Here is a 24,583-nt window from a genome sequence, read left to right as displayed (position 1 = left end):
ATCGTGCACCGAAAGGTTGGAGGGTGTCGCGAAGAACCTAGAGCCGCGAGGCGATCAGGTCGGCGAAGGGCTCGGCGTTGGCGGGCAGGATGTCGAGGTAGAGCCCGGGCTCGATCGCCTCGAGCTCGGAGACGACCCACGCGTCGCCGTACGACAAGAGGTCGACGCGGACGTAGTCGAGCTCGCGCCCGAACCGCTGGGTCAGCCAGTCGTTGGCGGAGAGCGCGACGGCGGCGATCGCCGGGTCGATCGTCGCGACCGACGAGCCGCCGCCGAACTGCTCGTGCACGCGCACCTCGTCGCCCACGGGCAGCTTGTCGACCTGCGAGATCACCCGGCCGGCGAGCACGAAGACCGACACCTCGCCGCGGGTGCGGATCGACTCCACGAGCGGCTGCGCGATCCGGGGGCCGCCGACGGGCGGGTACGTCGGGTGGCTGCGCAGCGTCTGGCCGAGCCGGCTGTCGAGCGGGTCGGTCACGACGATCAGGCCCGCCCCACCGGCACTGACGCGGGGCTTGACGACCGCGGTGCCGAACTCGGTGATGGCCGCGCCGAACTCCGCCGACGCGGACGCCAGCCGGGTGGGCACGACCGGGAGCCGACCGAGGTCGGTGAGGTAGAGCTTGTCGTGGTTCCACTCGAAGACGTCGGCTCCGTTGAGCAGGCGCGACTGGTCGAGCGATCGGGCCCGGGCGAGGAACTCCTCGGCGCGTACGGCGTAGTCCCACGTCGCCCGGACGGCGACCAGCGAGGCGGCGGCCCAGTCGACGGAGTCGTCGTCCCACGAGGCCCACGCGAAGTCGATGCCGCGAGCCTTCAACGCCGTGTTCAGCGCCTCGAAGCCGGGCTCACCATCGGGCCAGTCGGTGCAGGTCGCCAGCAGGACGGTCATGGGGTGCCCTCGTCGTCGTCGTGGGCAGGGTCGTCGTTGCTGCCGTGGAAGGTGTGCGCCGCGGTGTCGCGGTTGCTGCCCTCGACGTTGTCACCCTTCTCGATGACGACGAGGTTGTGGTAGCAGTGCACGGCCTTCACGTGCCGGTCCGTGTAGCTCGACTCGTAGCCCTCGACGAGGAGCTCTTCGTGATTGAGCCCGTCGACGAGGTCCTTGACGAGGTCCATCGACGTGCCGCTCGCCTTCGGGTCGACCGCGCCGCCCCGGGCCGGCCAGTAGGACGTCTGGATGTCCTCGATGCAGTAGATCGCGCCGTCTGGCAGGAGCGGGAACAGGATCGCGAAGGTCGCGCGCACGTGCTCGGGGATGTGGCTGCCGTCGTCGATCACGACGAGCGGCGCGCCCTCCTCATCGATGATCCGCCGCAGGATCTCGGGGTCCGTCTGGTCGCCGAGGTAGGTCTGGATGTGGCCGCCGTCGAGGAAGGACTTGTCTTCGATGTCGAGCCCGACGATCCGGGCCTTCGGGAAGAACCAGCGCCACATCTTCAGCGAGGCACCACTGCGACGCTTGCGCGTGTAGCCGCCGATGCCGATCTCGAGCAGCACGAACTTCTGCTGGCGCAGGTGCTCCAGTGCCGCTGGTAGTGCGGGGTGTAGCGGTGGACGCCCCACTTGTCGGTGCCGAACTCGACGGCCAGCTCGGTGAGGTCGAGCGACATCAGCCGCTGCCGGCGCTCCGCCCCGGGATCGGGCACGGGAGCGGGAGCACGACGAAATGGCACGTGCATGACCCTAACCGCCGGCCGGGACCGCCTCGTTGTGGCGGTGTCCGATGGTCTCGTAGCCGACGACCGTCACCCACGGCGTCGCCGACAGCACGAGCAGGCACCACTCGAGCGAGACGCCGGCGCGCGCCATCAGCACGCCCGCGACCAGCACCGCGGCGGTGACGACGAGGAGCAGCAGGTGGAAGGGATCGAAGCTGAACGTGAGGATCGTGTAGAGCACGAAGACGCCCGGGACGTACGCCGACAGCGGGATCGCCACCGTCAGCACGGTCTCGAAGATGCCGAGCTCGCTGTGGTGCTGGACGTAGTAGGCGGCGACGTGCAGGCCGGCACCCACCGCAACGAGCGCGGCCATGATCGGGAAGTGGGTGTAGCCCCGAGGCCAGCCCGCGACCGCGATGCCGGTGGAGCAGATCCCCGTTGGGGAGCACGAAGTAGATCCACCACATGCCGAAGGTCATCGCGACCCCCGCGAACCCGATCACCGCGACGTCCCACGTCCAGCCCGGACCGTCCGGTCCGACGATGGCGCTGATCGCGGCGACCGTGCCGAGCAGGCCCTCGCCCAACGCGATGATGACGAGCAGGCCGTAGCGCTCGGCAAGGTGGTGGGCATGCCACGGGATGCGGTGCTCGGTCGCGAGACGCTCTCCGAAGGCCGGGCCGCTCAGCTCGATGAGCAGCGGCACGATCATCACCGGGAGCGTCTCGCGGATGCTGAGGTCGGCGAGCGCGATCCAGCACCAGATCAGCTGGGAGCACACGATCGTGACGACGTAGACGTGGGGCGCCCGGCTGCCGGTGTCGCTGGCGCGCGCCGCGCGCAGCCACATCGCCACCATCGGCACGCGCATCACGACGTAGCCGAGCACCATCACCCGGTTGTCGAGGTGCTCGCCGTGCTCGAGGGAGGCGAACATGGCGGGCAGCCCGAGGGCCGGGATCACGACGCCGAGCATCTGCACCATCACCATGAGCCGGCAGACCCAGTCGTCGGTGTCGTAGGCGCTGGCGAACCACGTGTACTGGATCCACGCCCGGGTCACGGCGAACATGGCGAAGGCGAACCCGCCCAGTCCGACGGCCGGGTGGTCCGCGGCCAGCGCGTGCGCGAGCTCGTCGGCCGCGAGCCCGAAGGCGATGACGAACGTCAGGTCGTAGAGCAGCTCGAGCGGGGTCGCGGTGCGGTGCGACTCGTGCGGGTCGCGGCCGGTCATCCGGGTCAGCCGATGCGTCAGGTCCTGCGTCACACGGCGAGTCTAGGGGCGATCAGCCGACGGCCGGGCTCAGCGCGATCAGGGTCATCACCACGGCGATGAGTCCGTCCAGCACCCGCCACGCCATCGGCTTCGCGAACAGTGGCGCGAGCCGGCGGGCGCCGTACCCGAGACCGAAGAACCGGGTGAAGCTGCCGATGGCCGCACCGGTCGCGAAGACCCAGCGGCCGTCGCCGCCGTGCTGGTTGGCGATCGAGCCGAGCAGCAGGACGGTGTCGAGATAGACGTGCGGGTTGAGGAAGGTCAGTGCGGCAGCGGTCGTGAGCGCGGCCTTGAGAGATGCCCCCGTTGCAGCCCCGTCCGCCCGCAGCGCATCGGGGTGTACGGCGCGGCGCAGCGCGAGCACGGCATAGCAGAGCAGGAAGACGACTCCGCCCCACCGGACGACGTCGAGCACGACCGGCGCCCGCTCGACGAGGGTGCCGATGCCGAGCACGCCCGCCCCGATCAGCAGGGCGTCGGCGAGCGCGCAGAGCAGCGCGACCGGGCCGACGTGCTCGCGGCGGATGCCCCGGCGCAGCACGAAGGCGTTCTGCGCGCCGATGGCGACGATCAGCGACAGGCCGCTGCCGATGCCGGCGAGGAGGGTGGTGAGCACGGGTCGAGGCTAGGGCCGCCGCGCTCCCGGCCCCGCCCACCCCCGCTTCAGCGGTGCGTGACCCACATTTCGCGACCACATTGTGTGGCTGTGGCACCGCCGGGTCGGCGAGCCTGTCGGGACACGCCCACCAGCGGTGACCCACCCACATTCTCCCGCGCTGACTTTGTGGCTCACTCACCGCCGCGGGATTCGACGGAAGGTCGTGACAACCATTCCTTGTCCGATCTGATCTAATAGAAGTAATTCACTAGACTTTGCTGATTCAAGGAGTGTCATGCACGTCATCGCCGTCGAGATCCCCGAGCTGGGCAACCGCGCGCACTGGTCCACGACGGCGCATCGGCGCTCGTCATCGATCCCCCGCGGGACTGCCGACCGATCGAGCTCGCCGCCCAGCGCGCGGGCGTCAAGATCGTGGCCGTCGCCGACACCCACGTGCACCACGACTTCCTGTCCGGCTCGCTGCCGCTCTCGGCACGCCACGGGGCCGAGCTCTGGCTCGCCGCGGAGGAGCGCGTGCAGTTCGACCGGGTGCCGGTCAACGGCGGCGACATCCGCGACGTCGGTCGCCTGCACGTGCAGGTGGTCGCCACGCCGGGGCACACGCTGCACCACCAGTCCTTCCCGGTCAGCGACCCGAGCACCGGCGCGCGATCACTGTTCAGCGGCGGCAGCCTGCTGCACGGCACGGTCGGGCGCACCGACCTCGTCGACCCGCTGCTGAGCCGGATGATGGGTCGCGCCCAGTGGGAGAGCGCTCGCCGCCTCGGCGCGCTCGACGCGTCCGTCAGCCTGCACCCCACGCACGGCTTCGGCGGCATGTTCGCACCCACGACCGTCCCCCAGCTCGCGCAGGGCACGGTCGGCGACGAGCGCAGCCACCACCCGGTCTTCGGGACACCGCGCGACCGGTTCGTCGACGACCTCGTCTCCGGGTTCGGTCCGGTCCCTTCGCACTACCGCCAGCTCGTGCGGCTCAACCGCGCCGGCGCGAGCGCGGCGCCGCCGTTCCCGGCGGCCGAGATCCCCGAGAACGACGTGCACGAGGCGATCCGGAGCGGCTCGTGGGTGATCGACCTCCGCCACCGCGCCGCCTTCGCGCGCGCCCACCTGACCGGCTCGATCAACATCGAGGACGGCCCCCTCTTCGCGCAGTACGCCGCCCGGCTGGCGCCGTGGGGAGGCGACATCGTGCTCGTCAGCGACTCGGCCGACGACCTCGCCTCCGGGGTCCACGACCTCGCCCGGGTCGGCGTGCAGGTCCGCGCGACGCACCTGCTCGGCCCGGCCAGCACTCGGTTCGACTCGCACGACTACCGCGTGGCCGACTGGGCGACCTACTCCCGCAGCGCGCAGGGCGTCACGCTCGACGTGCGGCTCGACTCGGAATACCGCGAGGCTCACCTGCCGGAGTCGTTCCACATCCCGTTGCACGAGCTCGAGGGCGCGGCCATGCGACTGGCCCCCGGTCCCGTGTGGGTGCACTGCAAGAGCGGCTTCCGGGCCGCGATCGCGGCGAGCCTGCTGGCGCGCGCGGGCCGCGACGTCGTCCTGATCACCGACGACTGGGAGAAGGCCGAGCAGATCGGCCTCCCGGTGCTGCGTGCCGCCTGACATCTACAAGACGGCGGGCGCGTGGTGTCCGAACGGCAGGTCGTCGGCGTACCCCAGCGCGGCCGGGACCGACGGCAGCATCGCCTTCGCCGTGCGCTTGTAGCCGTGCGTGCTCGGGTGGAACCGGTCGAGGCTGAACATCTCGTCGGGGTTGGTGATGAAGAACGGCCCGACGACGTGCGCCAGCGAGACCGCCCGCGCGCCCCGGCTCAGCGCCGCATCGCGCTGGGCCGCGGCAAGCTGGCGCGAGGCGCGCGAGCCCAGTGCGCGCAGGGGTTGCGGGACCGGTCGCAGCGCCCCCGGGTCTGGGCAGGTGCCGACGACGACCTCGGCGCCCAGCTCCTGCAGCGCGACGATCGCGTCCGTGAGGTGCCGGATCGAGTCGGCCGTCGGGATCCGGTGGGTGACGTCGTTGCCGCCGACCACGATCACCGCGACGTCCGGCCTGTACGCCGCCGGCAACCCTTCGATCTGCGACGCGAGCACGCTGCTCTCGGAGCCGACGATCGCGGCCGTCCGCAGCCGCACCGCCCGCCCGGTGCGCTTCGCGACGCGACGCGACAGCCCGCCACCGAGCGTGTGCTTGGGGTGATCGGCACCGAGACCGGCGGCGATGGAGTCGCCCAGCACGACGAGGTCGATCGGCTCGCCGTACCGCTTCTTCCAGACCTTGTCCGCGCTCGGCGCGACGTGCCCGAGCGGGTCGCCGATCCGGCTCCCGCGCGATCGCGGCCTGCCGCGTCAGCACCTCCTTCATGCCGTACGCCGCACCGCCGGCGATCGCACCGGAACGCGCCCGCCCCGATGCCCAACCGCGCCAAGTCCCTCGTCCGCATGAGGTCGTTCAACCAGAGCAGGACCAACGAAGCGCCACATCGAGATGACTCCCGCCCGAACGGGCCACGCCACCCGGTGGCGCGTACTCACCCGGATCGGCGCCGACAGGTCCACGATGAGCCCATGGACACCCTCGAACATCGCCCGCTGAGCAGCGCGCAGTACAGCTGGCTGCGCCGCGAGCTCGCCGACTGGCAGGCCGCCGGCATCGTCGACACCCCCACCGCCGATGCGATCGCCGCCCGCTACCGCGACGCCGGCGACAACCACCGCCGTTTCTCCCTCGGCCGGATCCTGCTCTTCCTCGGCGGTGCCTTCGTCGGCGTCGGCCTGATCTGGCTGGTGGCCGCCAACCTCGACGCGTTGCCGCCGCTGCTCCGCTTCCTCGCCGTCGCGGCCATCTGGCTGGCCCTCATCTCGGCCGCCGAGCTGTCACGGGCCGCGGGCGCCGTACGCGGATCGCTGCGGCTGATGGCAGCGCTGGCGTTCGGAGCGGTGATCTTCCGAGGCCGCGCAGTCCTTGCAGGTGCCTGCGTTCGCCCCCGGCCTCGTCGGCTGCTGGGCGCTCGGGACCCTCGCCCACGCCTACGGCTTCCGCGCACTGATGTCGCTGGTGGTCGGCGTCGTCACCGGCATCGTCTGGTGGGTCTGGCAGCCGCTGTGGAGTGACGGCAGCGTCGCGGGAGCGGTCGTCGCGTTCGGTACGGCGGGTGTCGCGGCCATCTCCCCGGCCGTGATCCACGACCGTGGACTGACCCGGTTCGGCCGGGTGTGGCGCTCGGTGGGCGCCCTGCTCGGCATGGTCGGCCTCTTCATCGCGGCCGTGCCCTACACGACCACCGAGGACTTCGAATGGAACGGCTGGCTGGTCGGCGTGATCGTGGTCGCCGCGCTCGCCGCTGCCGCAGCGTTGGCCGTGGCCCGCGGCCGGGCCCGCCTCGAGCCGCTGGTCGCGATCGGTGTGCTCGCCGTCGCCGGACTGATGGTGCTGTGGGACACCGGCACCGACACCTCGGACGTGGACCTCGCCGACTGGGCGCACGCTGCCACCGGGGTGGTCGCCTTCGTCGGGCTCGCGGTCGCTCTGGTCGCGATCGGCACGCTGCGCGACAACCCCGTGCTCACGGTGATCGCGATGATCGGGCTGGTCGTCTTCACGACCTTCCGGGCGTTCTCGGTGTTCGCCGCGATCGTCGAGGGCGCCTGGCTGTTCCTCGTGCTCGGCCTGATCTTCCCGGCGACCGGGTTCCTCTTCGACCGAGCCGGGCGCGAGATCGCGGCCTCGTTGGATGACAGCACCTCGGAAGGAGCACCGTCATGAAGAAGCTGATGACCCTCGCCGCCGTCGTGGCTGCGCAGGCCGCCGTCGTCGGCGTCGCCGTCGCGCCGCAGCTCTCCGCCCGCGCCCTCGGCGAGACCTATGAGCTGCGGGTCGCGCCGCTCGACCCGATCGACCCGTTCCGCGGGGCCTACGTGACCCTCGACTATCCCGATCTGCAGCAGGACGACGGTTCCGGCTTCGACCGCGGCATCGGCACGATGGAGGACGGCGAGGAGAGCGGCGACGTCTTCATCACGCTCGTCTCCGAGGGCGACGTGTGGGTGGCCGACGAGTGGTTGCGCGAGCGACCGTCTGGGGACCAGCCCTTCCTCGCCTGCAACGACCGCTCGTGGCAGGTCGAGTGCGGCATCGACAGCTTCTTCCTGCCGCAGGACGAGGCCGCGGCCATGGAGGACGTGCTGCGCGACGGCGCGATCGCCGAGGTGAGGATCGACGGCCGCGGAAACGCTGCGCTCATCGACGTACGCGCTCCGTGACGGTCAGCCCCGGACGAGGCTGACCGTGTAGTAGCGCTCCTCGTCCGCGATCATCTCCGACTCGTCGATGCCGATCGACTTCGGCACCCCGCGGTGGGTGTAGGTCACCTCGACGTGGTCGGCGGTCTCGTGGGCTTCGCGGATCATCGCGAAGAGCCGGTCCATCGAGTGGCCCTTGCGCTTCGCCAGCCGGCGATCGCCCCGGGTCACCTTGCGGATCTCGCCGTCGCGAACGACCGTGCGCACAGCCGGGATCCGCGGGCAGAAGCAGGTCAGCCTGACCGTGGTCGTGTAGTCGTCGATGCCCCCGGCCTCCCACGCCTGCCACGCCCGCACCAGCGCCGGATCGTCGGTCGCTGTCGGCTCGAAGTCGACAGCGGCGTACGCCGAGGTCGGGGCGATCAGCAGTGCGGGGCGGGAATCAGGGCGCGCGTCACGTGAGTCATGCTCGCTTGGACGGGCACCCCGGTCGAGCGGTTGCGTCAGCCGCCGGCGACCGCGGGGATGACCGAGATCTGCGTGCCGTCGGGCGTCGCGGTCTCGAGGTTGTCCGAGAAGCGCACGTCCTCGTTGCCGACGTAGACATTGACGAAGCGGCGCAGGTTGCCGGCCTCGTCGAGCACGCGGCCCTTGATGCCGGCGTAGCTGGCGTCGAGGTCGTCGAGCACGGCGGCCGTGGTGGCGCCGGTGGCGGTCACCTCGGACTCGCCGTCGGTGTAGGTGCGCAGGATGGTCGGGATTCGGACCGAGACGCTCATGGTGATTCCTTATACGAGGTTGGCGGCGGTGAAAGCAGAGTAGGTCGGCTCGATGGTCGCCGCGGCGCCCACCCGGTCCGAGATGGAGTCGAGCGTCTTGAGGCCGTGGCCGGTGTTGATGACGACCGTCTCGAGCGTGGTGTCGAGCTGGCCCGTCTCGACGAGCTTCTTCAGGACGCCGACGGTGGTGCCGCCCGCTGTCTCGGTGAAGATGCCCTCGGTGCGGGCGAGCAGCACGATGCCCTCGCGGACCTCGTCGTCGGTGATGTCCTCGACCGCGCCACCGGAGCGACGGCAGATGTCGAGCACGTAGATGCCGTCGGCGGGGTTTCCGATGGCCGGGCTCTTGGCGATCGTGTCGGGCTTGACCGGGCGGATGGCGTCGGTGTTGGCCTTGTAGGCGACGCTGACCGGCGAGCAGCCGGTCGCCCTGGGCGCCGTAGATCTTGTAGGGCTTGTCCTCGACCGGGCCGAGCTTGATCAGCTCCCTGGAAGGACTTGTCGACCTTGGTCAGCTGCGAGCCGGAGGCGACCGGGATGACGACTCGGTCGGGCAGGCGCCAGCCGAGCTGCTCGGCGATCTCGTAGCCGAGAGTCTTGGAGCCCTCGGCGTAGAACGGGCGGACGTTGACGTTGACGAAGGCCCAGCCCTCCTCCTCGCCCGCGATCTCGGAGGCGAGCTTGTTGACGTCGTCGTAGTTCCCGTTCACGGCGACGAGCTTGTCGGTGAAGATGGCCGAGTTGACCTGCTTGGGCTGCTCGAGGTTGCTCGGGATGAAGACCACGGTCTTGATCCCGGCGCGGGCACCGGCCGCGGCGACCGCGTTGGCGAGGTTGCCGGTCGACGGGCACGCGAAGACCTTGGCATCGAGCTCGCGGGCGGCGCTGAGCGCACACGCGACGACGCGGTCCTTGAAGGAGTTGGTGGGGTTGGTCGAGTCGTCCTTGACCCACAGGTTGTCGATGCCGAGCTCGCGGCCGAGGTTGTTCGCCTTCAGCAGCCGCGTGAAGCCGGGCTCCATGTTGGGGCTCTGCTCGATGTCGGCGGGCACCGGCAGCAGCGCCTTGTAGCGCCAGATGTTGGCCGGGCCGGCGGCGATCTCCTCGCGGGTCACGGCCGGGAAGTCGTAGGCCACCTCGAGGGGGCCGAAGCACTCGGGACACGCGTAGTGCGGGCCGAGCTCGACCTCGTGGCTGCACTCGCGGCACTGGAGCACGCGAGCGTTGCCGAAGGCACCGTCGCGAAGGGTCTTCGTGGGTTCAACGACAATGGTCATAGCGAAATCCTCCTTCTCATCTACCCCGGCGCGGCTTTCGCTCCGGGACGGAATTGGCACCGTTTCCGCGTCCGCCGCAAGCGGCAGGGAGTACGTGGCGGTTGCCGGGACTTCGTCGGGCCGTTCCCTCAGTCCCTCGTGATGAGGTCTTCAGGTTAGACAGGCCGTCTCAACATGTGCACATCGAGTCCACATGCTGGCACCGCCCTGTCTCACCCGGGACGTCTGGTCGCACGCCGAGGAAGGCGACTCGACCCGGAGCGTGGCGTGCTCCACGCCGTACTCCTCCCGCAGCACCACGCTCGCCGTGGCCAGCACCTCGCCGCCCCGGCCCTCGGCCGCCATCAGGTGCGCCGTGGCGACGTGCATGCCAGAGGTGAGGGTCCACACGTGCAGGTCGTGGACGTCCTCGACGCCTGGTACGCCGAAGAGCGACGCCTCGATGTCCGCGGGCGACAACCCGGCGGGCGCGTGCTGGCCGAGGACCGCGAGCACCTCGCGGCCGAGCAGCACGGCGCGCACGGCGACGAACACCGCGATCGCCAGCGCGACCACCGTGTCCCACCAACCGTCACCGGTCTGCGCGACCAGCACACCGGCCACGATGACGCCGATCGAGGCCGACCGTGTCGGCGACGACCTCGAGGTAGGCGCCCTTCACGTTCAGGCTCTCCGCGGCGCCGCCGCGCAGCAGGAGCAGCGCGATCACGTTGACCACGAGCCCGAGAGCACCGACGAGCAACATCGGACCAGCGGCCACGTCCGGCGCCGTACCGAAGCGGCGCAGCGCCTCGACCGTGACGTAGACCGCAGCACCGAGCATCAGCAGCACCGTCAGCCCGGACGCGAAGACCTCCGCGCGGTAGGAGCCGAACGTCCGCATCCCGGTCTTGTCGGCGCGGGTCGCGATCCGGGTGGCGATCAGGGCGGAGGAGAGCGCGACCACGTCGGCGGCCATGTGGCCGGCGTCGGAGAGCAGGGCCAGCGACTGCGAGAGCCAGCCGACGACGACCTCGACCGGGAAGAACGAGGCCGACCAGCGCGCACGCGACGCCGAGGCGCCACCGGTGGCGCGCCCCCGGGTGGGAGTGCGTGTGCCCGTGCCCGTGCCCGGCGCCCATCGGAGTCAGCCCCGCGCGTCGGCGGTGAACTGCCGCAGCAGGTCCATCACGCCGTCGGGACCGGGCACGACGACGTCGGCGAGCGGCAGCAGCACCGACTGCTCGTCGGACGCGGCACAGACAAGCAGGGTCGGCAGGCCGCGCTCGCGCAGCTCAGCCACGGCCTCGAAGGCCTCGACGTCGCCCGAGTCGTCACCGGCGAAGAGGAACCCGCCGGCGTCCTGCTCCTTGACCAGCGTCTGCACGGCATGGCCCTTGTGCTGCCCGTCGGAGCGGACCTCGATCACGTTGCGACCCGGCTCGACGATCAGGCCGTGCGAGTGCGCCAGCTCCGACATCGGCTCCAGCAGGCGCGAGAACGCCTCGGCGGCGTCCGCCAGCCGCCGGGTGTGTACGGCGACCGCCAGCCCCTTCTCCTCCACGAACGCCTCGCTCGCGCCAGTGCGACGGAGCAGCGCAGGCAGCTCGCGCTCGAAGGTGGACAGCCCGTGCGGGGGGCGCGGCGAGATCACGCGCCGCTGCGTGGAGGACCAGCGCTCGTTGCCGTACTGGCCGAAGACGAAGAGCTCCTTGCCGTGGTCACCTATGGCGTCGCCGACCTCGTCGAGCCCACCCAGTGCCGGGACACGGCGCGCCGGGCGCCCGGTCACGACGGCGACGGCGCGTACGACGTCGCTCAGGTCGACCCGGGGCCTGCGGGGCGTCGGGGTGGATGTGCGCCTGCGTCGGGTCCTCGACGATGGGCGAGAGCACTCCATCGAAGTCCAGCCCGACGACGATCTCATCGGCGCTCTCGACGATCGCGTCGTAGCGCTGCTCGGCTGCTGCGGAGGTGAACTCCATGTGGAAAGCCAACCACGAGGGGCTAGCGGAGGTTGAGGAGGCGCCCCAGCGCCGTCACGAAACCGGAATCAAGCCGCGTCGGGCGTGAGGATGATCGTCAGCCGGTCCATCTTCATCGGCTCGACCGCCGGCGCGGTGCGCGCGATCCCGAGGTCGAGCGAGAGCTGCTTGCCCTCGGCCTTGAGTCGCGCGGGGAAGTAGACGGTGGAGGCGGGGATGGAGCCGACCCAGTTGTCCTCGCCGACGACCTGCCAGCCGATCTGCGTCGCCTTGGCCGCGGTGGTCGCTGCCGGGCCCCTGATGCCGGAGTTGTTGAAGACCTCGACGTACACCTCGCCGCGCTTGATCACGGGCTTGGGCTTGGTCGTCCTCGTCGGCACCACCGGTGTGGGCTCGACGGTCTCGGTCGGGGTCGCGGCGGCCCGGGTGACCTTGCGCTCGACCGGGGCGGCGTCGCGGGTGGCGACGAAGGCGAAGCCGGCCATCGCGATCGCGATGATGCTCAGCATCACCAGCGGTGACGGGAAGGCGACGCCGAGCTGGTTGCGGGAGCGGGTGCGCGAAGAGTTCATGGGTGCCTCACTGGGGGAAGGTAGGCGGGACAAGAGAGTCGGGCTGGGTCAGACTTCGAAGCCGAGGCGACGCGCGGAGCGCTGACGCTGGCGAGAGGCACGCAGGCGACGCAGCCGGCGCACCAGCAGCGGGTCGGCCTCGAGGGCCTCGGGCCGGTCGATGAGCGCGTTGAGCACACGGTAGTAGCGCGTCGAGCCCATGTCGAACTTCTCGCGGACAGCCTGCTCCTTGGCCCCGGCGAACTTCCACCAGTGGCGCTCGAACTCGAGGATGTCGCGGTCGCGCTGGCTCAGCCCGGGGGTGTTGCCACCCTCGTGTGCGACATATGCGTTCGCGGCGTCCATTGCTTGATCTCCCTGATCGGCGTCCCCTGTTGAGGGCCACTGTAGGCGACGAACAACACCGATGTCATTCGCTCTCGGCGAGTCGCGTTGGAAGAACCACTCAGCGCAGGGTACGGCGGTCTGGACCGCTAGGGTGAACGCGTGACCACACTTGGCTTGGCCGACCTCGTGATCGTCGCCAACAGGCTCCCCGTGGACCGGGTCACGCTGCCCGACGGCACCGCGGGCTGGCGGCGCTCCCCCGGTGGCCTCGTCTCGGCGCTCGAGCCCGTCATGCGGGCCAACGACGGCGCCTCGGATCGGCTGGCCCGGGTCCACGGACGACATCGACCTCGAGCCCTTCGTCGAGGACGGACTGCAGCTCGTGCCGGTCCACCTGACCGAGGACGAGGTCGAGGAGTTCTACGAAGGCTTCTCCAACGGCACCCTCTGGCCGCTCTACCACGACCTCGTGGCCAAGCCGGAGTTCCACCGCGAGTGGTGGGACTCCTACGTCACGGTCAACGAGCGCTTCGCCGCGCGGGCCGCCGAGATCGCCTCGGAGAACGCCACCGTCTGGGTGCAGGACTACCAGCTCCAGCTGGTCCCGCAGATGCTGCGCGAGCTGCGCCCCGACCTGCGCATCGGCTTCTACCTCCACATCCCGTTCCCGCCCGCCGAGCTGTTCAGCCAGCTCCCGTGGCGCCGGCAGATCCTCGAGGGCCTGCTCGGCGCCGACCTGATCGGCTTCCAGCTCGCCGGCGGCGCCGCCAACTTCGTGCGCCTCGGTCCGTGGCCGCGTCGGGCACAAGACGCACCGCGACCTCGTCTACCTCCCCGACGGCCGCACCGTGAAGGCGGCAGCCTTCCCGATCTCGATCGACGCCACCGGCTTCATCGAGCTCGCCCACACCGAGAAGGTGCAGCAGCGGGCAGCCGCCATCCGCGAGGCACTCGGCAACCCCCGCAAGGTCTTCCTCGGCATCGACCGGCTCGACTACACCAAGGGCATCTATCCGCGTCTGCGCGCCTTCTCCGAGCTGCTCGCCGAGGGCAAGCTCGACGTCGAGGACGCCGTCTTCGTCCGAGTCGCGACCCCGTCACGCGAGCGCGTCGAGCAATACCGCATCCTGCGCGACGACATCGACCGACTGGTCGGCCGGATCAACGGCGACCTCGGCCGGATCGGGCGTCCACGATCTCCTACCTGCACTCCTCCTACCCGCGCGAGGAGATGGCAGCCCTCTACCGCGCCGCCGACATCATGGTCGTCACGCCCTACCGCGACGGCATGAACCTCGTCGCCAAGGAGTACGTCGCCTGCCGCTACGACGACGACGGGGCGCTCGTGCTCAGCGAGTTCGCCGGGGCGGCCGACGAGCTCCGGCAGGCCTATCTCGTCAACCCCTACGACATCAACGGCATGAAGGCCGCGCTGATGGAGGCGTTCCACGCCGAGCCGAAGGAGTCGAGCCGGCGGATGCGGGCCATGCGCAAGCAGGTCGTCGACAACGACGTCACCGCCCGGGCCGACAACTTCCTCTCCGCGCTGGCCGACACCCGGCCCGACCACGACAAGGCGGTCCGTCCCGCTCGTCGGCGCTGACGTCGGCGTACGGCGAAGCGCCCCTGCTCAGGCGGGGTGCTCGGCCGTCGCCACGGCCATGATCTGGGTGATCTCCTCCGCGAGGGCTGGGCCGACCGTGCCCCAGTGGCGGCCGTAGCCGTAGACCTCACGCAGTGGCCGCGACGACATCAGGCCGTCGATCAGATCGATGTCGTCGGCGGTGATCAGGGCGGGGTGGGCGACCCCGACGGCCTCGGAGACCTTGAGCAGGTCTCGGCGCAGGGTCTTGACGTAGTTGGCGGTGCGCGCCGCCTTCGACTCCGGGTCGAGGCCGTGCATCAGCCGGGGCCGCTGGGTGGCCACGCCGGTGGGGCACTCGTCGGTGTGGCACTTCTGCGCCCTGGATGCAACCGATGGCGAGCATCGCCTCGCGGCCGACGTTGACCATGTCGCAGCCCAGCGCGAAGGCGACCAGCGCGTTGTCCGGCAGACCTAGCTTGCCGGCCCCGATGAACGTGATGTCGTCGGTCAGCCCGGCCTCGGCGAACCTCTTGTAGACCTTCGAGAACCCGACGCGGAACGGGAACGCGACCGAGTCGGCGAAGACCAGCGGTGCGGCACCGGTGCCGCCCTCGCCGCCGTCGATGTTCACGAAGTCGACCATCCGCTCGGGGCTCATCGCGGCGATCAGGTCGTCCCAGAAGTCCATGTTGCCGACGGCGCTCTTGATCCCGACCGGCAGACCCGTGGCGTCAGCGACCATCTCCACGAAGTCCAGCATCGAGTCGACGCTGTTGAAGACGGCGTGCCGACTCGGCGAGGCGCAGTCGACGCCGGCCTTGATGCCACGGATCTCGGCGATCTCCTCGGTGACCTTGACGCCGGGCAGCATGCCGCCGAGACCGGGCTTGGCACCCCGGGACAGCTTGATCTCGATCATCCGCACCGGCGCGCCTGCGCACAGCGCCACCAGCTTGTCGAGGTCGAAGGTGCCGTCCTCGTCGCGACACCCGAAGTACGACGTACCGATCTGGAAGACGAGGTCGCCGCCTTGACGGTGGTAGGGCGACAGCGCCCCTTCGCCCGTGTTCTGCAGGCAGCCCGCGAGCGCGGCGCCCTTGTTGAGCGCGGTGATGGCGTTGCTGCTCAGGGAGCCGAAGCTCATGCCGGAGATGTTGACGATCGACTCGGGCCGGAAAGCCTTGGCCCGGCCGCGCGCCTTGCCGATGACCTTGGCGCAGGGCAGCGAGGTCTCCTCGCCGGAGTGCGCGGTGCTCGAGGGCGACACGTCGGCGAAGGTGCGCTGCTTGATGATGGGGTAGCCGGTCTTGCCCTCGAGGTCGTTGTCGGTGCCGAAGCCGAAGTAGTTGTTCTGCAGCTTGGAGCTGGCGTAGACCCAGCGCCTCTGGTCGCGGCTGAAGGGGCGCTCGTCGTCGTTGCCGGTGACGATGTACTGCCGCAGCTCCGGGCCGATCGCCTCGAGGATGTAACGCAGGTTGGCGATCACCGGGAAGTTGCGCTTGAGAGCGTGCTGCTTCTGGGTGAGGTCGCGCACTGCCACCGCACCCACAGCTGCCGCCCCCGGGGCGGCGATCGACTTCTTCATGTGTTGTGTCTAGTCCTGCGTCCGACCTCCAAGCAACCTCCACACGGTGAAGTTCGCGGGCGTATCTTCTGGCGCATGGATCTCCTGCCTCCCAAGCCGGCCCGGGTGGCCGCGGCCGCGAGCAACGTGGCGCACAAGCTGCTGTACGGCGGGTTGGCTGACCTGCGACCGATGCCGCGCACGCTCATCGAGGACGGTGAGCTGCGCGAGGTCTACCACTACCGACCGGCGGCCACGGCCGTCGAGACCGGCGACCCGATCCTGCTGGTCACCCCGTTGGCCGCACCCGCGATCTGCTTCGACCTGCGACGCGGATGCTCGCTCGTCGAGCACTTCGTCACGGCGGGTCGCCGCACCTACCTCGTGGAGTACGGCGAGGTGTCGTTCAAGAACCGCAACCTCGGCATGGAGCACTGGGTCGACGAGGTGCTGCCCGAGGCGATCAGGGCCGTCTCCGAGCACGCGGGCGGGCGCCCGGTGCACCTGATCGGCTGGAGCCCGGGCGGCATCTTCTCGCTGCTCACCGCGGCCGACCAGCCCGAGCTCCCGATCGCCTCGATCACCGTCGTCGGCTCCCCGATCGACGTGAAGAAGGTGCCGCTGATGGCGCCGGTGCGACCGCTGCTCAACATCGACTTCATGGGCGGCGGTCTCGTGACCCGCGGCTACCGGGCCCTCGGCGGCGCCCCGAAGCCGCTGGTCAGCTGGGCCTTCCAGCTCTCGAGCGTGCAGAAGCTCGTCACCAAGCCGCTCGCCGTCGCGACCCACCTCGACGACACCGAGTTCCCTGGCGCAGCTCGAGGCGGTCGACCGGTTCTCGGCGAACATGATCGCCTACCCGGGCCGTGCGTTCGGGCAGCTCTACCACCGGATGGTGAAGGGCAACGCGCTGGCGAAGGGGTCGATGAGCTTCGGTGATCGCACCATCCAGCTGTCCGCGATCAAGGCGCCCGTGCTGGTGTTCGGCGGCGCGACCGACGGCATCGCCCCGGTCAAGGCCGTCAAGGCGGTCGTCCCGTTGCTGAGCGGCTCGTCCGAGGTGCGGTTCGAGATCGTCCCGGGTGGACACCTCGGGATGCTCACCGGCCGCGCGGCCCGTACGTCTACGTGGCTGGTCATGGACGAGTGGCTCGACCAGTGGTCGACGCGGGCGTCGAAGAAGAAGGCCCCTGCTGCGAAGAAGAAGCCGGCCGCGAAGAAGAAGACCGCCGACCGCGAGGCGATCGGGGCCAACCCTCACCGCCGATACGGCTCGGCCGGCTCCCGCTCGCTCGGCCGCTGAGCCGCACGTGAGCGCGCTCCGAGGGGGCTCGTTTCTCGCGGGCTGATGGCGTCGGACTGGGCATCGGCACTCGCGCCCGTGGAGGACCGGATCGAGATGCTGGGCCAGTTCCTGCGGGCCGAGATCGCCGCCGGTCGCGGATACCTGCCCGCCGGGGACCACGTCATGCGGGCCTTCGCGCGGCCGCTGAGCGCCGTACGCGTGCTGATCGTCGGGCAGGACCCCTATCCGACCCCGGGACACCCGATCGGGCTGTCCTTCGCGGTCGCGCCCGACGTGCGTCCGGTGCCGCGGTCGCTGAACAACATCTATGCCGAGCTGAACACCGACCTCGACATCGCGCCCGTCGCGCACGGCGACCTGTCAGCGTGGGCCGACCCGGGGCGTCATGCTGCTGAACCGCGTGCTCACCGTCTCCCCCGGCGCGGCCGCCTCGCACCGCGGTCGGGGCTGGGAAGCAGTCACCGAGTGCGCGATCACGGCGCTGGCCACACGTGGCGGCCCGTGCGCCGCGATCCTGTGGGGCCGCGACGCCCAGTCCCTCAAGCCGATGCTCGGGCCGATCCCGTGGGTCGAGTCGGCCCACCCCTCCCCGCTGTCGGCCTCCCGCGGCTTCTTCGGCTCGCGCCCGTTCTCCCGGGTGAACACGTTGCTCGCCGACCGGGGGGCCGCGCCGATCGACTGGTCGCTGCCGCCGGCCTGACGGGGAGCTGCGTAGTTAAGTGGCGCAATCTTGAAATTAGTTAAAGCGTCAACTATTCTGATGACATGAGCGACCGGATGCCTGCCCTGTACATCGGCCACGGAGCGCCACCGTTGCTCGACGACCCGGTGTGGTCGGGGCAGCTGGCCGCCCCGGCCCGCGACCTCCCGCGCCCGAAGGCGATCCTGATCGTCAGCGCGCACTGGGAGTCGGCGCCGGTCAGCCTGAGCGCGAACTACGCGCCGCTGGTCTACGACTTCGGCGGGTTCGCGCCGAAGTACTACCGGATGATCTACGAGACCCCCGACGCCTCGGCTCTCGCACAGCGCGTCGCCGCGATGATGCCGAAGGACGAGCCCGTCCACCAGCACACCAGTCGCGGGCTCGACCACGGCGCGTGGGTGCCGCTGAAGATCATGTATCCGAAGGCCGACATCCCGGTCCTGCAGATGTCCCTGCCGACCTCCGACCCGGTCCGGCTGATGAAGCTCGGCGAGCGGCTCAAGCCCCTGCGCGACGAGGGCGTCCTCATCATCGGGTCGGGCTTCCTCACGCACGGGCTGCCGTTCCTCAAGGACTGGAGCATCGACGCGAAGGCTCCGGGCTGGTCCAAGGACTTCGACGCGTGGGCCGGCGAGGCGCTCGCGCGCGGCGATGTCGACGCGCTCTCCAACTACACCGCCAAGGCGCCCGGCATGCCCTACGCGCACCCGACCGTCGAGCACTACATCCCGCTCTTCGTCACGCTCGGTGCGGCGACCACCCCCGACGAGCCGGGCATCCGGGTGATCGATGGCTTCTGGATGGGCCTCTCCAAGCGGAGCCTGCAGGTTGCCTAGAGGCCCAGCCGGCGCATGACCTTCAGCGACATCCGGGTCTGCTTGGCATAGGCCGCGTAGTCCTGCCCGGGCTGCGGACCCATCACCTGCTTCTTGAGCACCGCGACGTTCTGGCAGTCGGTGTACTTCAGCATCCCCCGGTCGCCGTGCCGCGCGCCGACGCCCGACTGCTTGACGCCGCCGGACGGCGTCCCCTTCGATGCGTACGCCGTCGCGAGGATGTCGTTGACGTTGACGTTGCCGGCTTCGATGCGCCGAGCCACAGCGACCGCGGCCTCGAGGTCGGTCCCCCAGACCGACGCGTTCAGGCCGTAGTCGGTGTCGTTGGCGAGCCGGATCGCGTCGTCGAGATCGGAGTAGCGGTGCAGCGCGACGACCGGGCCGAAGGTCTCGCACGAGCCGGTGAGCATCTCGTCGGTGACGCCCTCGAGGATCGTCGGCGCGAAGAACGCCGGGCCGATGTCCGGCAGCGTGTGGCCGCCGGTCAGCACCGTCGCGCCCTTGGCGACTGCGTCATCGACGTGCGAGCGCACCCGCTCCGGGTGGTCGACCGAGACCAGCGACCCCATCTCCGGCCCGTAGTCGTAGGTCGCGCCGATCACCATGGCCTCGGCCGCCTCGACGAAGCGCGCGGAAGTCGTCGTACAGGGAGTCGTGGATGTACATCCGCTCGATGTGCATGCAGATCTGGCCGGTGTTGCCGAACGCCGCGAACAGCGACGCCTTCACGACGTCGTCGAGGTCGGCGTCGGGCAGCACGATCATCGGGTTCTTGCCGCCGAGCTCGAGGCAGCAGCCGATCAGGTTGCGCCCGGCGCGCTCGCCGACGACCCGGCCGGTGGCGGTCGAGCCGGTGAACATGACGTAGTTGGCGTTGTCGATCAGCGTCGGCCCGACGTCCGGGCCCTCGCCGCAGACGACCTGCATCAGGCCGACGGGCAGCCCGGCCTTCTCGAGCAGCTCGACGCCGTACAGGCCGGAGAGGGCGGTCTTGTTGTCGGGCTTCACGACGACGCCGTTGCCGGCGATGAGCGCGGGGATCGCGTCGGAGATGGACGTCGCGAAGGGGAAGTTCCGGGGCGCGATGATGCCCACGACACCCTTCGGCTGGCGGATCTCGGTCGATCCGGAGATGACGGGGACCGGGCCGGCATGGGCCTTGTCGGCGAGCAGTCTCGGCGCGCTTGAGGTAGTGCGCCACGACCATCGGGGTGTCGCAGGTCTCCTCGACGGCCATCCGGCGGTTCTTGCCGGACTCTGCCCTGGATGAGGTCGGCGAGCTGCTCCTGCGCGTTGATCACGAGCGTGTGGAACTTCTTGAAGACCTTGAGGCGCTTGCGCAGCGGCCACTGCGACCATTCGGCCTGTACGGCGCGGGCCCGGTCGAACGCCGCCGCGATGTCCGCCGGTGTCGACTGAGGGAGCTCGACGAGCACCTCACCGGTGTAGACCTCGGTCAGCTTCCGAGTGCCGCCGCTGGTGGAGGGGACGCGGTCGACGAGCCGTCCCGGGGAAGTCGTCGGTCAGCGAAGCGGGACGCATCTTCAGCCCTTCTGCAGGATCAGGTCGGCGCACTTCTCGCCGATCATGATCGACGGTGCGTTGGTGTTGCCGCGGATGACGGTCGGCATGATGCTGGCGTCGGCGACGCGGAGGCCGTCGATGCCGCGCACCTTCAGCTCGGGATCGACCACGGCGCGCTCGTCGACGCCCATCCGGCACGAGCCGACCGGGTGGTAGACGGTGGTCGCGCGGTTGCGGATCTCCTCGGTGAGCCGGTCACCGGTGAAGGACGGCCCGAACTCGAGCTCCGCCTTGACGTGCTTGGCGATCGACGGGTGGCCCATCGTCTCGCGGATCATGTCGAGCCCCTCGCGCAGCACGGCCGAGTCGTCGGGCTCGGCCGGGGAACTGCGGGTCGATCAACGGAGCGACGGTGGGGTCGGCGCTGGCCAGTCGCAGGGTGCCGCGCGACTTGGGCTGGATGAGCGTGGAGAACACCGACCAGCACGGGCGCTGGTCGGACTTCATCCGGACCGGCGCGTCCTGGTTGGGCGCGGGATATGCCCGGGGGCAGCGCGAGCAGCTGCATGTCCGGGAGCCCGGCCGACGCGTACGACGTACTCACGAAAGCACCCGACTCGAAGACCGAGTGGGCCATGAACGTGTGGCCCTTGTTGAAGCGCTCCTTGAGGATGCCCTTGCCGAAGTAGAGCGCGTTGCCCTTGTTGGGCGAGTTGTCGACGTGCCGGGTGGTCGGCACGAAGAGGTGGTCGTGGAGGTTGTCGCCGACGGGCAGGTCGGCGTGGACCTCGATGCCGAAGCCGGACAGGTGCTCGGGGTGACCGATGCCGGAGAGCTGCAGGATGTGCGGCGACCCGTAGGCGCCGGCGCTGACGACGACCTCCTTCGTGGCGCGGATCGTGCGCGTCGCGCCGCCCTCGATCACCTCGACACCGGTCGCGCGTCCACCGTCGATCACGACCCGGGCGACGGTCGCGCCGGTCATGACGGTGAGCCCGGGCGACGTGTTGTGCGTGATGTAGGCCTTGCTCGCGGAGAAGCGCACGCCGTTGCGGGTGCTCTCCCGGATGACGTGCATCCCGGACTGCTCGGCCCCGTTGTAGTCGGACGTCTGCTCGACACCGAGCGCGGCCTTGCCGGCGGTGACGAACGCCTTGGCGGCATCGGTGATGTCGTGGTTCTCGATCACTGGACCGGGCCGCCGGAGCCGCGATAGTCGCTGGCGCCGCCTTCCCAGTTCTCCAGCTTCTTGTACGTCGCCAGCACGTCGTCGTAGGCCCAGCCCTTGTTGCCCTCGTCGGCCCGGGAGTCGAAGTCGGCGCGGTTGCCGCGGACGAAGATCATCCCGTTGACCGACGACGAACCGCCCATCAGCCGGCCCCGCGTGGCGGGCACCTTGCGATTGTTCAGGTTGGCTTGAGGGACGTGGTAGTAGCCCCAGTCGAACTTCGCCTTCAGCTTCGGCTCGGCATGGATCATCGTGATCATGCCCGGCGTCCTGAACATCATCGACTTGTCCGCGCCGCCCGCCTCGAGCAGCACCACGGAGTGACCGGCGTCGGCGAGTCGCCCTGCGACCGCGCAGCCGGCACTGCCCGCCCCCACCACGACGTATTCAGCCTCGTTGACCTGCGGCTGGGACTTGGCCATCTGGTTCCACCTTCACTGGGCGAGCGTTCCCGAAACTGTAACTCGTTCTAGTTTCCGCGGGAAGGCTTAGCCTGACGACCGTGAAGATCTTGTCCATCCAGTCCTCCGTCGCCTACGGGCACGTCGGCAACTCCGCCGCCGTCTTCCCGCTCCAGCGGCTGGGCCACGAGGTCTGGCCGGTGTTCACCGTGCACTTCTCCAACCACACGGGGTACGGCGCTCGGCGCGGCCCGCTGATCGCGCCGGACGACGTCGCGGCGGTCATCACCGGGATCGCCGAGCGGGGCGTGCTCTCCTCGTGCGACGCGGTCCTCTCGGGCTACCGGGGGTGGGGCCGGGATCGCGGCCGTGATCCCTGGACGCGGTCGAGCAGGTCAAGGCGGCGAACCCGCGGGCGACGTACACGTGCGATCCCGTCATCGGCAATGCGACGTCGGGCTGCTTCGTGGACCCGGCGATCCCGCCGATCATCCGCGAGCAGGTGGTGCCGAGGGCCGACATCATCACGCCCAACCAGTTCGAGCTCGGGTTCCTGACTGACACGTCGCCGTTGTCGCTCGAGGAGACGCTTGCCTCCGCGGACCTCGCGCGAGCGATGGGGCCCACGACGGTGCTCGTGACCTCGACCCTGTTCTCGGAGGACGCCATCGGGATGCTCGCGGTGAACGGTGACGGCGCGTGGCTGGTCGAGACGCCGCGCCTTCCGATGAAGGCCAACGGGTCCGGCGACATCACCGCGGCCATGTTCACTGCGCACCTGCACGACACCGGCTCGCCCGCTGAGGCGCTGGCCCGCACTGCGTCGGCCGTGTTCGCCGTACTCAAGGAGACGCTGGAGTCGGGCGAGCGCGAGCTGCGCCTGATCGCCGCCCGGGACGCGATCGCCAACCCGGCGTGCGAGTTCGAGGTCCGGCAGGTGCGCTGAGACTCGTCAAGCGTTGGAGCCGGTGACAGGAATTGAACCCGCGACATCCATATTACAAGTATGGCGCTCTACCAACTGAGCTACACCGGCGCGCACCCAGCGGTGCGCGGACATGCTAGTTGACTAGGGTTTTGCCCATGCCGGACCTCCTGCGACTCCCGCACCACGACGGCTCGCCGACCTACGTCGACAACGAGGCGCCTCGGCTCGGCGAGACGGTCACGGTCCGGATGCGCAGCCACACCGACGATCCGATCGAGGGCGTCTGGCTGCGCACGACGTACGACGCGGAGCCGGTCTACATCGCGACGCGGCCGCGCACGGAGGGCGCCACCACGTGGTGGGAGGCCGACCTGCTGGTGCACAACCCGGTCACCCACTACCGCTTCCTGATCGTCCACGCGGACGGGTCGCAGCGGTGGCTGGCCGGCAACGGGCCCGGTGAGATCGACGCTCCGGACGCCGCCGACTTCAAGCTCACGTCCTACGACCCCGCCCCCGACTGGGCGCGCGACGGCGTCGTCTACCAGATCTTCCCGGACCGGTTCGCGCGATCGCGTCACGCCGACGAGCGCACGACGCCCGACTGGGCACTGCCGGCGGCCCGGGACGACACGGTGATCTTCGAGGGCTCCGACCCGCGGACGCCGATCCAGTTCTTCGGCGGCGACCTCGACGGCATCACCGAGCGCCTCGACCACGTGGAGCGGGTCGGCGCCGACATCGTGTACACGACCCCGGTCTTCCCGGGCGAGAGCAACCACCGCTACAACGCCAGCACCTTCAACGAGGTCGATCCCTTGCTGGGCGGCGATGCGGCGTACGAACGACTCAGCAGCGCCGTGCACCGCGCGGTTGGCGGATCCTCGGCGACCTCACGACCAACCACACGGGCGACACCCACGAGTGGTTCCGCACTGCGAAGGACGATCCGCAAAGCCCGACCCGGACCTACTACTACTTCGGACGGCGACGGCGGCTACGCCAACTGGATGGGCCACGGCACGCTGCCCAAGGTCAACCACGGCGACCCCGACCTGCGCGCGGCGATGGTCGAGGGGCCCGACTCGATCGTCGGGCGCTGGCTGCGGCCGCCCTACGACGTCGACGGCTGGCGCATCGACGTCGCCAACATGACCGGCCGCCTCGGAGCACTCGATGTCGCACACGAGGTCGCCCGCGCCGTACGCCGAACAGCGGAGTCGCTCCGAGAAGACCCGCTCGTCATCGGCGAGCACAACCACGACGCGTCAGGCGACGTGGACGGCGACGGCTGGCACGGCACGATGAACTACTCGGGGTTCTCGTGGCCGGTGTGGTCGTGGCTCCGCTCGGAGTCCACGCCCGCGCGGGCCTTCGGGCGACCGCTCCCGGGTCGCTCGTCGCAACGGCCCGGCCGTGGTCGAGACGTTCCGCGCCCGGCAGGGCGCCCTCGGCTGGCAGGCCACGACGTCGAGCTGGAACATCCTCGGCTCCCACGACTCCGCCCGCATCCGCACCGTGGTCGGGTCTCCCTCGTTGCACCGGGTCGCGGCGGGCCTGCAGTTCACCATGCCCGGCGTGCCAATGCTGTTCGCCGGCGACGAGCTCGGCCTCGAGGGCGTCAACGGCGAGGACTCACGCCGGCCGATGCCGTGGTCGCTGTCGAACGAGTGGGACGTCGAGACGCTCGAGGTCTATTCGGCGCTCGCGCGTGTTCGCCGTACCCACGCCGCCCTGCGCCGCGGCGGACAGCGTTGGGCGTACGTCGATGACGACAC

29 protein-coding genes, 1 tRNA gene, 9 pseudogenes and 1 riboswitch are annotated in these 24,583 nt (G+C 70.1%); of the genes and pseudogenes, 13 read left to right on the top strand and 26 right to left on the bottom strand.

Features of this window, described 5'->3' with window-relative positions; all coding sequences use genetic code 11:
• Positions 1-37: 37 nt before the first annotated feature.
• The 6 genes and pseudogenes from LP418_RS15995 to LP418_RS15975 all read right to left on the bottom strand — a co-directional run bounded on the left by LP418_RS15995 (position 38) and on the right by LP418_RS15975 (position 3,560).
• Positions 38-895: an ATP-grasp domain-containing protein gene (locus tag LP418_RS15995; RefSeq protein WP_257952818.1), complete on the bottom strand. Its 858-nt coding sequence runs from the start codon at positions 893-895 to the stop codon at positions 38-40.
• Positions 892-1,503, bottom strand: a complete 612-nt coding sequence (locus LP418_RS15990) for a hypothetical protein (RefSeq protein WP_257952817.1) — start codon at positions 1,501-1,503, stop codon at positions 892-894. Before LP418_RS15990 ends, LP418_RS15995 begins: the two co-directional genes overlap by 4 nt.
• Entirely contained in the window at positions 1,443-1,616 is a 174-nt protein-coding gene (locus tag LP418_RS15985) for a hypothetical protein (RefSeq protein WP_257952816.1), read from the bottom strand. Before LP418_RS15985 ends, LP418_RS15990 begins: the two co-directional genes overlap by 61 nt.
• 73 nt (positions 1,617-1,689) lie before the next feature.
• Positions 1,690-2,040 (bottom strand): hypothetical protein, encoded by a 351-nt coding sequence (locus tag LP418_RS33605; protein WP_442940272.1) that lies wholly within the window; start codon positions 2,038-2,040, stop codon positions 1,690-1,692.
• A 103-nt stretch (positions 2,041-2,143) separates the two neighbouring features.
• Positions 2,144-2,902 (bottom strand): annotated as a pseudogene (locus LP418_RS33600) (low temperature requirement protein A); the annotation flags it as partial.
• A gap of 52 nt (positions 2,903-2,954) precedes the next feature.
• Entirely contained in the window at positions 2,955-3,560 is a 606-nt protein-coding gene (locus LP418_RS15975) for a LysE/ArgO family amino acid transporter (protein ID WP_257952814.1), read from the bottom strand.
• Between the two features lie 417 nt (positions 3,561-3,977).
• On the opposite strand from LP418_RS15975, the gene LP418_RS15970 reads away from it, so the two are divergent.
• Positions 3,978-5,177, top strand: coding sequence for a rhodanese-like domain-containing protein (locus LP418_RS15970; protein WP_257952813.1), 1,200 nt, complete (start codon positions 3,978-3,980; stop codon positions 5,175-5,177).
• Between the two features lie 3 nt (positions 5,178-5,180).
• Here the strand turns inward: LP418_RS15970 and LP418_RS15965 are convergent, their stop codons facing one another.
• Positions 5,181-5,807 carry an SGNH/GDSL hydrolase family protein gene (locus LP418_RS15965; RefSeq protein WP_257952812.1) on the bottom strand — a complete coding sequence of 209 codons (627 nt, stop codon included), beginning with the start codon at positions 5,805-5,807 and terminating at the stop codon, positions 5,181-5,183.
• On the opposite strand from LP418_RS15965, the gene LP418_RS15960 reads away from it, so the two are divergent.
• Genes LP418_RS15960 through LP418_RS15950 form a run of 3 tightly spaced genes read left to right on the top strand, consistent with a single transcriptional unit; the run spans position 5,766 to position 7,832 of the window.
• Complete coding sequence (locus LP418_RS15960) at positions 5,766-6,683, top strand: DUF2157 domain-containing protein (protein ID WP_257952811.1); 918 nt, start codon at positions 5,766-5,768, stop codon at positions 6,681-6,683. The two genes, LP418_RS15965 and LP418_RS15960, sit on opposite strands and share 42 nt — an antisense overlap.
• On the top strand, positions 6,619-7,335 hold the full coding sequence (locus LP418_RS15955) for a hypothetical protein (protein ID WP_257952810.1): 717 nt from the start codon (positions 6,619-6,621) through the stop codon (positions 7,333-7,335). Before LP418_RS15960 ends, LP418_RS15955 begins: the two co-directional genes overlap by 65 nt.
• Entirely contained in the window at positions 7,332-7,832 is a 501-nt protein-coding gene (locus LP418_RS15950; protein WP_257952809.1) for a GDYXXLXY domain-containing protein, read from the top strand. Before LP418_RS15955 ends, LP418_RS15950 begins: the two co-directional genes overlap by 4 nt.
• A 3-nt stretch (positions 7,833-7,835) precedes the next feature.
• Here LP418_RS15950 and LP418_RS15945 read toward each other — a convergent pair whose 3' ends face one another.
• The 9 genes and pseudogenes from LP418_RS15945 to LP418_RS15910 form a co-directional block, all read right to left on the bottom strand.
• Entirely contained in the window at positions 7,836-8,168 is a 333-nt protein-coding gene (locus tag LP418_RS15945; protein ID WP_257952808.1) for a DUF6174 domain-containing protein, read from the bottom strand.
• 146 nt (positions 8,169-8,314) lie between these two features.
• A complete protein-coding gene (locus LP418_RS15940) occupies positions 8,315-8,590 on the bottom strand; it encodes a MoaD/ThiS family protein (protein ID WP_257952807.1) in 276 nt (91 codons plus the stop codon).
• A 9-nt stretch (positions 8,591-8,599) separates the two neighbouring features.
• Positions 8,600-9,867: pseudogene (thrC, locus tag LP418_RS15935) on the bottom strand (threonine synthase).
• Between the two features lie 13 nt (positions 9,868-9,880).
• Positions 9,881-10,015: riboswitch (SAM riboswitch) on the bottom strand.
• 2 nt (positions 10,016-10,017) lie between these two features.
• Entirely contained in the window at positions 10,018-10,470 is a 453-nt protein-coding gene (locus tag LP418_RS30995; RefSeq protein WP_336275734.1) for a cation transporter dimerization domain-containing protein, read from the bottom strand.
• On the bottom strand, positions 10,439-10,846 hold the full coding sequence (locus LP418_RS30990; protein WP_336276084.1) for a cation diffusion facilitator family transporter: 408 nt from the start codon (positions 10,844-10,846) through the stop codon (positions 10,439-10,441). The genes LP418_RS30995 and LP418_RS30990 overlap by 32 nt, the downstream gene beginning before the upstream one ends.
• Before the next feature lie 147 nt (positions 10,847-10,993).
• Positions 10,994-11,638: a trehalose-phosphatase gene (locus tag LP418_RS15925; RefSeq protein ID WP_257952806.1), complete on the bottom strand. Its 645-nt coding sequence runs from the start codon at positions 11,636-11,638 to the stop codon at positions 10,994-10,996.
• Complete coding sequence (locus LP418_RS15920; RefSeq protein WP_257952805.1) at positions 11,568-11,831, bottom strand: hypothetical protein; 264 nt, start codon at positions 11,829-11,831, stop codon at positions 11,568-11,570. Before LP418_RS15920 ends, LP418_RS15925 begins: the two co-directional genes overlap by 71 nt.
• Before the next feature lie 68 nt (positions 11,832-11,899).
• Positions 11,900-12,403 carry a LytR C-terminal domain-containing protein gene (locus tag LP418_RS15915; RefSeq protein WP_257952804.1) on the bottom strand — a complete coding sequence of 168 codons (504 nt, stop codon included), beginning with the start codon at positions 12,401-12,403 and terminating at the stop codon, positions 11,900-11,902.
• A gap of 48 nt (positions 12,404-12,451) precedes the next feature.
• Positions 12,452-12,748 (bottom strand): DUF3263 domain-containing protein, encoded by a 297-nt coding sequence (locus LP418_RS15910; RefSeq protein ID WP_257952803.1) that lies wholly within the window; start codon positions 12,746-12,748, stop codon positions 12,452-12,454.
• A gap of 141 nt (positions 12,749-12,889) precedes the next feature.
• Here LP418_RS15910 and LP418_RS15905 point away from each other — a divergent pair.
• Positions 12,890-14,333: pseudogene (locus tag LP418_RS15905) on the top strand (alpha,alpha-trehalose-phosphate synthase (UDP-forming)).
• Between the two features lie 27 nt (positions 14,334-14,360).
• On the opposite strand, the gene LP418_RS15900 reads toward LP418_RS15905, so the two are convergent.
• The 3 genes and pseudogenes from LP418_RS15900 to LP418_RS15890 all read right to left on the bottom strand — a co-directional run.
• Entirely contained in the window at positions 14,361-14,483 is a 123-nt protein-coding gene (locus tag LP418_RS15900) for a hypothetical protein (RefSeq protein ID WP_257957266.1), read from the bottom strand.
• Positions 14,484-14,594: 111 nt separating this feature from the next.
• Positions 14,595-14,657 (bottom strand): annotated as a pseudogene (locus LP418_RS15895) (hypothetical protein); the annotation flags it as partial.
• A 100-nt stretch (positions 14,658-14,757) separates the two neighbouring features.
• Positions 14,758-15,459 (bottom strand): annotated as a pseudogene (locus LP418_RS15890) (FMN-binding glutamate synthase family protein); the annotation flags it as partial.
• Between the two features lie 516 nt (positions 15,460-15,975).
• On the opposite strand from LP418_RS15890, the gene LP418_RS15885 reads away from it, so the two are divergent.
• The 4 genes and pseudogenes from LP418_RS15885 (at position 15,976) to LP418_RS15870 (ending at position 18,724) form a co-directional block, all read left to right on the top strand.
• The gene (locus tag LP418_RS15885) at positions 15,976-16,818 is read left to right on the top strand and encodes a hypothetical protein (RefSeq protein ID WP_257952802.1); all 843 of its coding nucleotides are present in this window, start codon (positions 15,976-15,978) and stop codon (positions 16,816-16,818) included.
• Complete coding sequence (locus LP418_RS15880) at positions 16,772-17,182, top strand: hypothetical protein (RefSeq protein WP_257952801.1); 411 nt, start codon at positions 16,772-16,774, stop codon at positions 17,180-17,182. Before LP418_RS15885 ends, LP418_RS15880 begins: the two co-directional genes overlap by 47 nt.
• Positions 17,183-17,227: 45 nt before the next feature.
• A pseudogene (locus LP418_RS15875) lies at positions 17,228-17,885 on the top strand (uracil-DNA glycosylase).
• 65 nt (positions 17,886-17,950) lie between these two features.
• A complete protein-coding gene (locus tag LP418_RS15870; RefSeq protein WP_257952800.1) occupies positions 17,951-18,724 on the top strand; it encodes a dioxygenase family protein in 774 nt (257 codons plus the stop codon).
• Here the strand turns inward: LP418_RS15870 and LP418_RS15865 are convergent.
• From LP418_RS15865 to LP418_RS15840, 6 genes are all read right to left on the bottom strand, one after another.
• The gene (locus tag LP418_RS15865) at positions 18,721-19,329 is read right to left on the bottom strand and encodes an aldehyde dehydrogenase family protein (RefSeq protein ID WP_257952799.1); all 609 of its coding nucleotides are present in this window, start codon (positions 19,327-19,329) and stop codon (positions 18,721-18,723) included. The two genes, LP418_RS15870 and LP418_RS15865, sit on opposite strands and share 4 nt — an antisense overlap.
• Entirely contained in the window at positions 19,238-19,819 is a 582-nt protein-coding gene (locus tag LP418_RS15860; protein WP_257952798.1) for an aldehyde dehydrogenase family protein, read from the bottom strand. Before LP418_RS15860 ends, LP418_RS15865 begins: the two co-directional genes overlap by 92 nt.
• Positions 19,729-20,160 carry an aldehyde dehydrogenase family protein gene (locus LP418_RS15855; protein ID WP_257952797.1) on the bottom strand — a complete coding sequence of 144 codons (432 nt, stop codon included), beginning with the start codon at positions 20,158-20,160 and terminating at the stop codon, positions 19,729-19,731. The genes LP418_RS15860 and LP418_RS15855 overlap by 91 nt, the downstream gene beginning before the upstream one ends.
• A gap of 108 nt (positions 20,161-20,268) precedes the next feature.
• A complete protein-coding gene (locus LP418_RS15850) occupies positions 20,269-20,607 on the bottom strand; it encodes a GMC oxidoreductase (RefSeq protein WP_257952796.1) in 339 nt (112 codons plus the stop codon).
• Entirely contained in the window at positions 20,583-21,437 is an 855-nt protein-coding gene (locus LP418_RS15845; protein WP_257952795.1) for a GMC family oxidoreductase N-terminal domain-containing protein, read from the bottom strand. Before LP418_RS15845 ends, LP418_RS15850 begins: the two co-directional genes overlap by 25 nt.
• Positions 21,434-21,898 (bottom strand): FAD-dependent oxidoreductase, encoded by a 465-nt coding sequence (locus tag LP418_RS15840; protein ID WP_257952794.1) that lies wholly within the window; start codon positions 21,896-21,898, stop codon positions 21,434-21,436. Before LP418_RS15840 ends, LP418_RS15845 begins: the two co-directional genes overlap by 4 nt.
• A 355-nt stretch (positions 21,899-22,253) precedes the next feature.
• Here LP418_RS15840 and pdxY point away from each other — a divergent pair, with 355 nt between their 5' ends.
• On the top strand, positions 22,254-22,823 hold the full coding sequence (gene pdxY / locus LP418_RS15835; RefSeq protein WP_257957063.1) for a pyridoxal kinase: 570 nt from the start codon (positions 22,254-22,256) through the stop codon (positions 22,821-22,823).
• Between the two features lie 14 nt (positions 22,824-22,837).
• Here pdxY and LP418_RS15830 read toward each other — a convergent pair.
• A tRNA-Thr gene (locus LP418_RS15830) sits at positions 22,838-22,913 on the bottom strand.
• A gap of 47 nt (positions 22,914-22,960) precedes the next feature.
• On the opposite strand from LP418_RS15830, the pseudogene LP418_RS15825 reads away from it, so the two are divergent.
• The 3 pseudogenes from LP418_RS15825 to LP418_RS30985 form a co-directional block, all read left to right on the top strand.
• Positions 22,961-23,727, top strand: a pseudogene (locus tag LP418_RS15825) (alpha-amylase family glycosyl hydrolase); the annotation flags it as partial.
• An 88-nt stretch (positions 23,728-23,815) separates the two neighbouring features.
• Positions 23,816-24,010 (top strand): annotated as a pseudogene (locus LP418_RS33595) (alpha-amylase family glycosyl hydrolase); the annotation flags it as partial.
• Between the two features lie 211 nt (positions 24,011-24,221).
• Positions 24,222-24,371, top strand: a pseudogene (locus LP418_RS30985) (hypothetical protein); the annotation flags it as partial.
• Positions 24,372-24,583 lie beyond the last annotated feature (212 nt).

The sequence above is a fragment of the Nocardioides sp. B-3 genome, from assembly GCF_024703895.1.
Lineage (GTDB): Bacteria > Actinomycetota > Actinomycetes > Propionibacteriales > Nocardioidaceae > Nocardioides.
The sequence above is the reverse complement of the archived record's forward strand: the minus strand, read 5'-3'. Positions and strand labels throughout refer to the sequence as shown.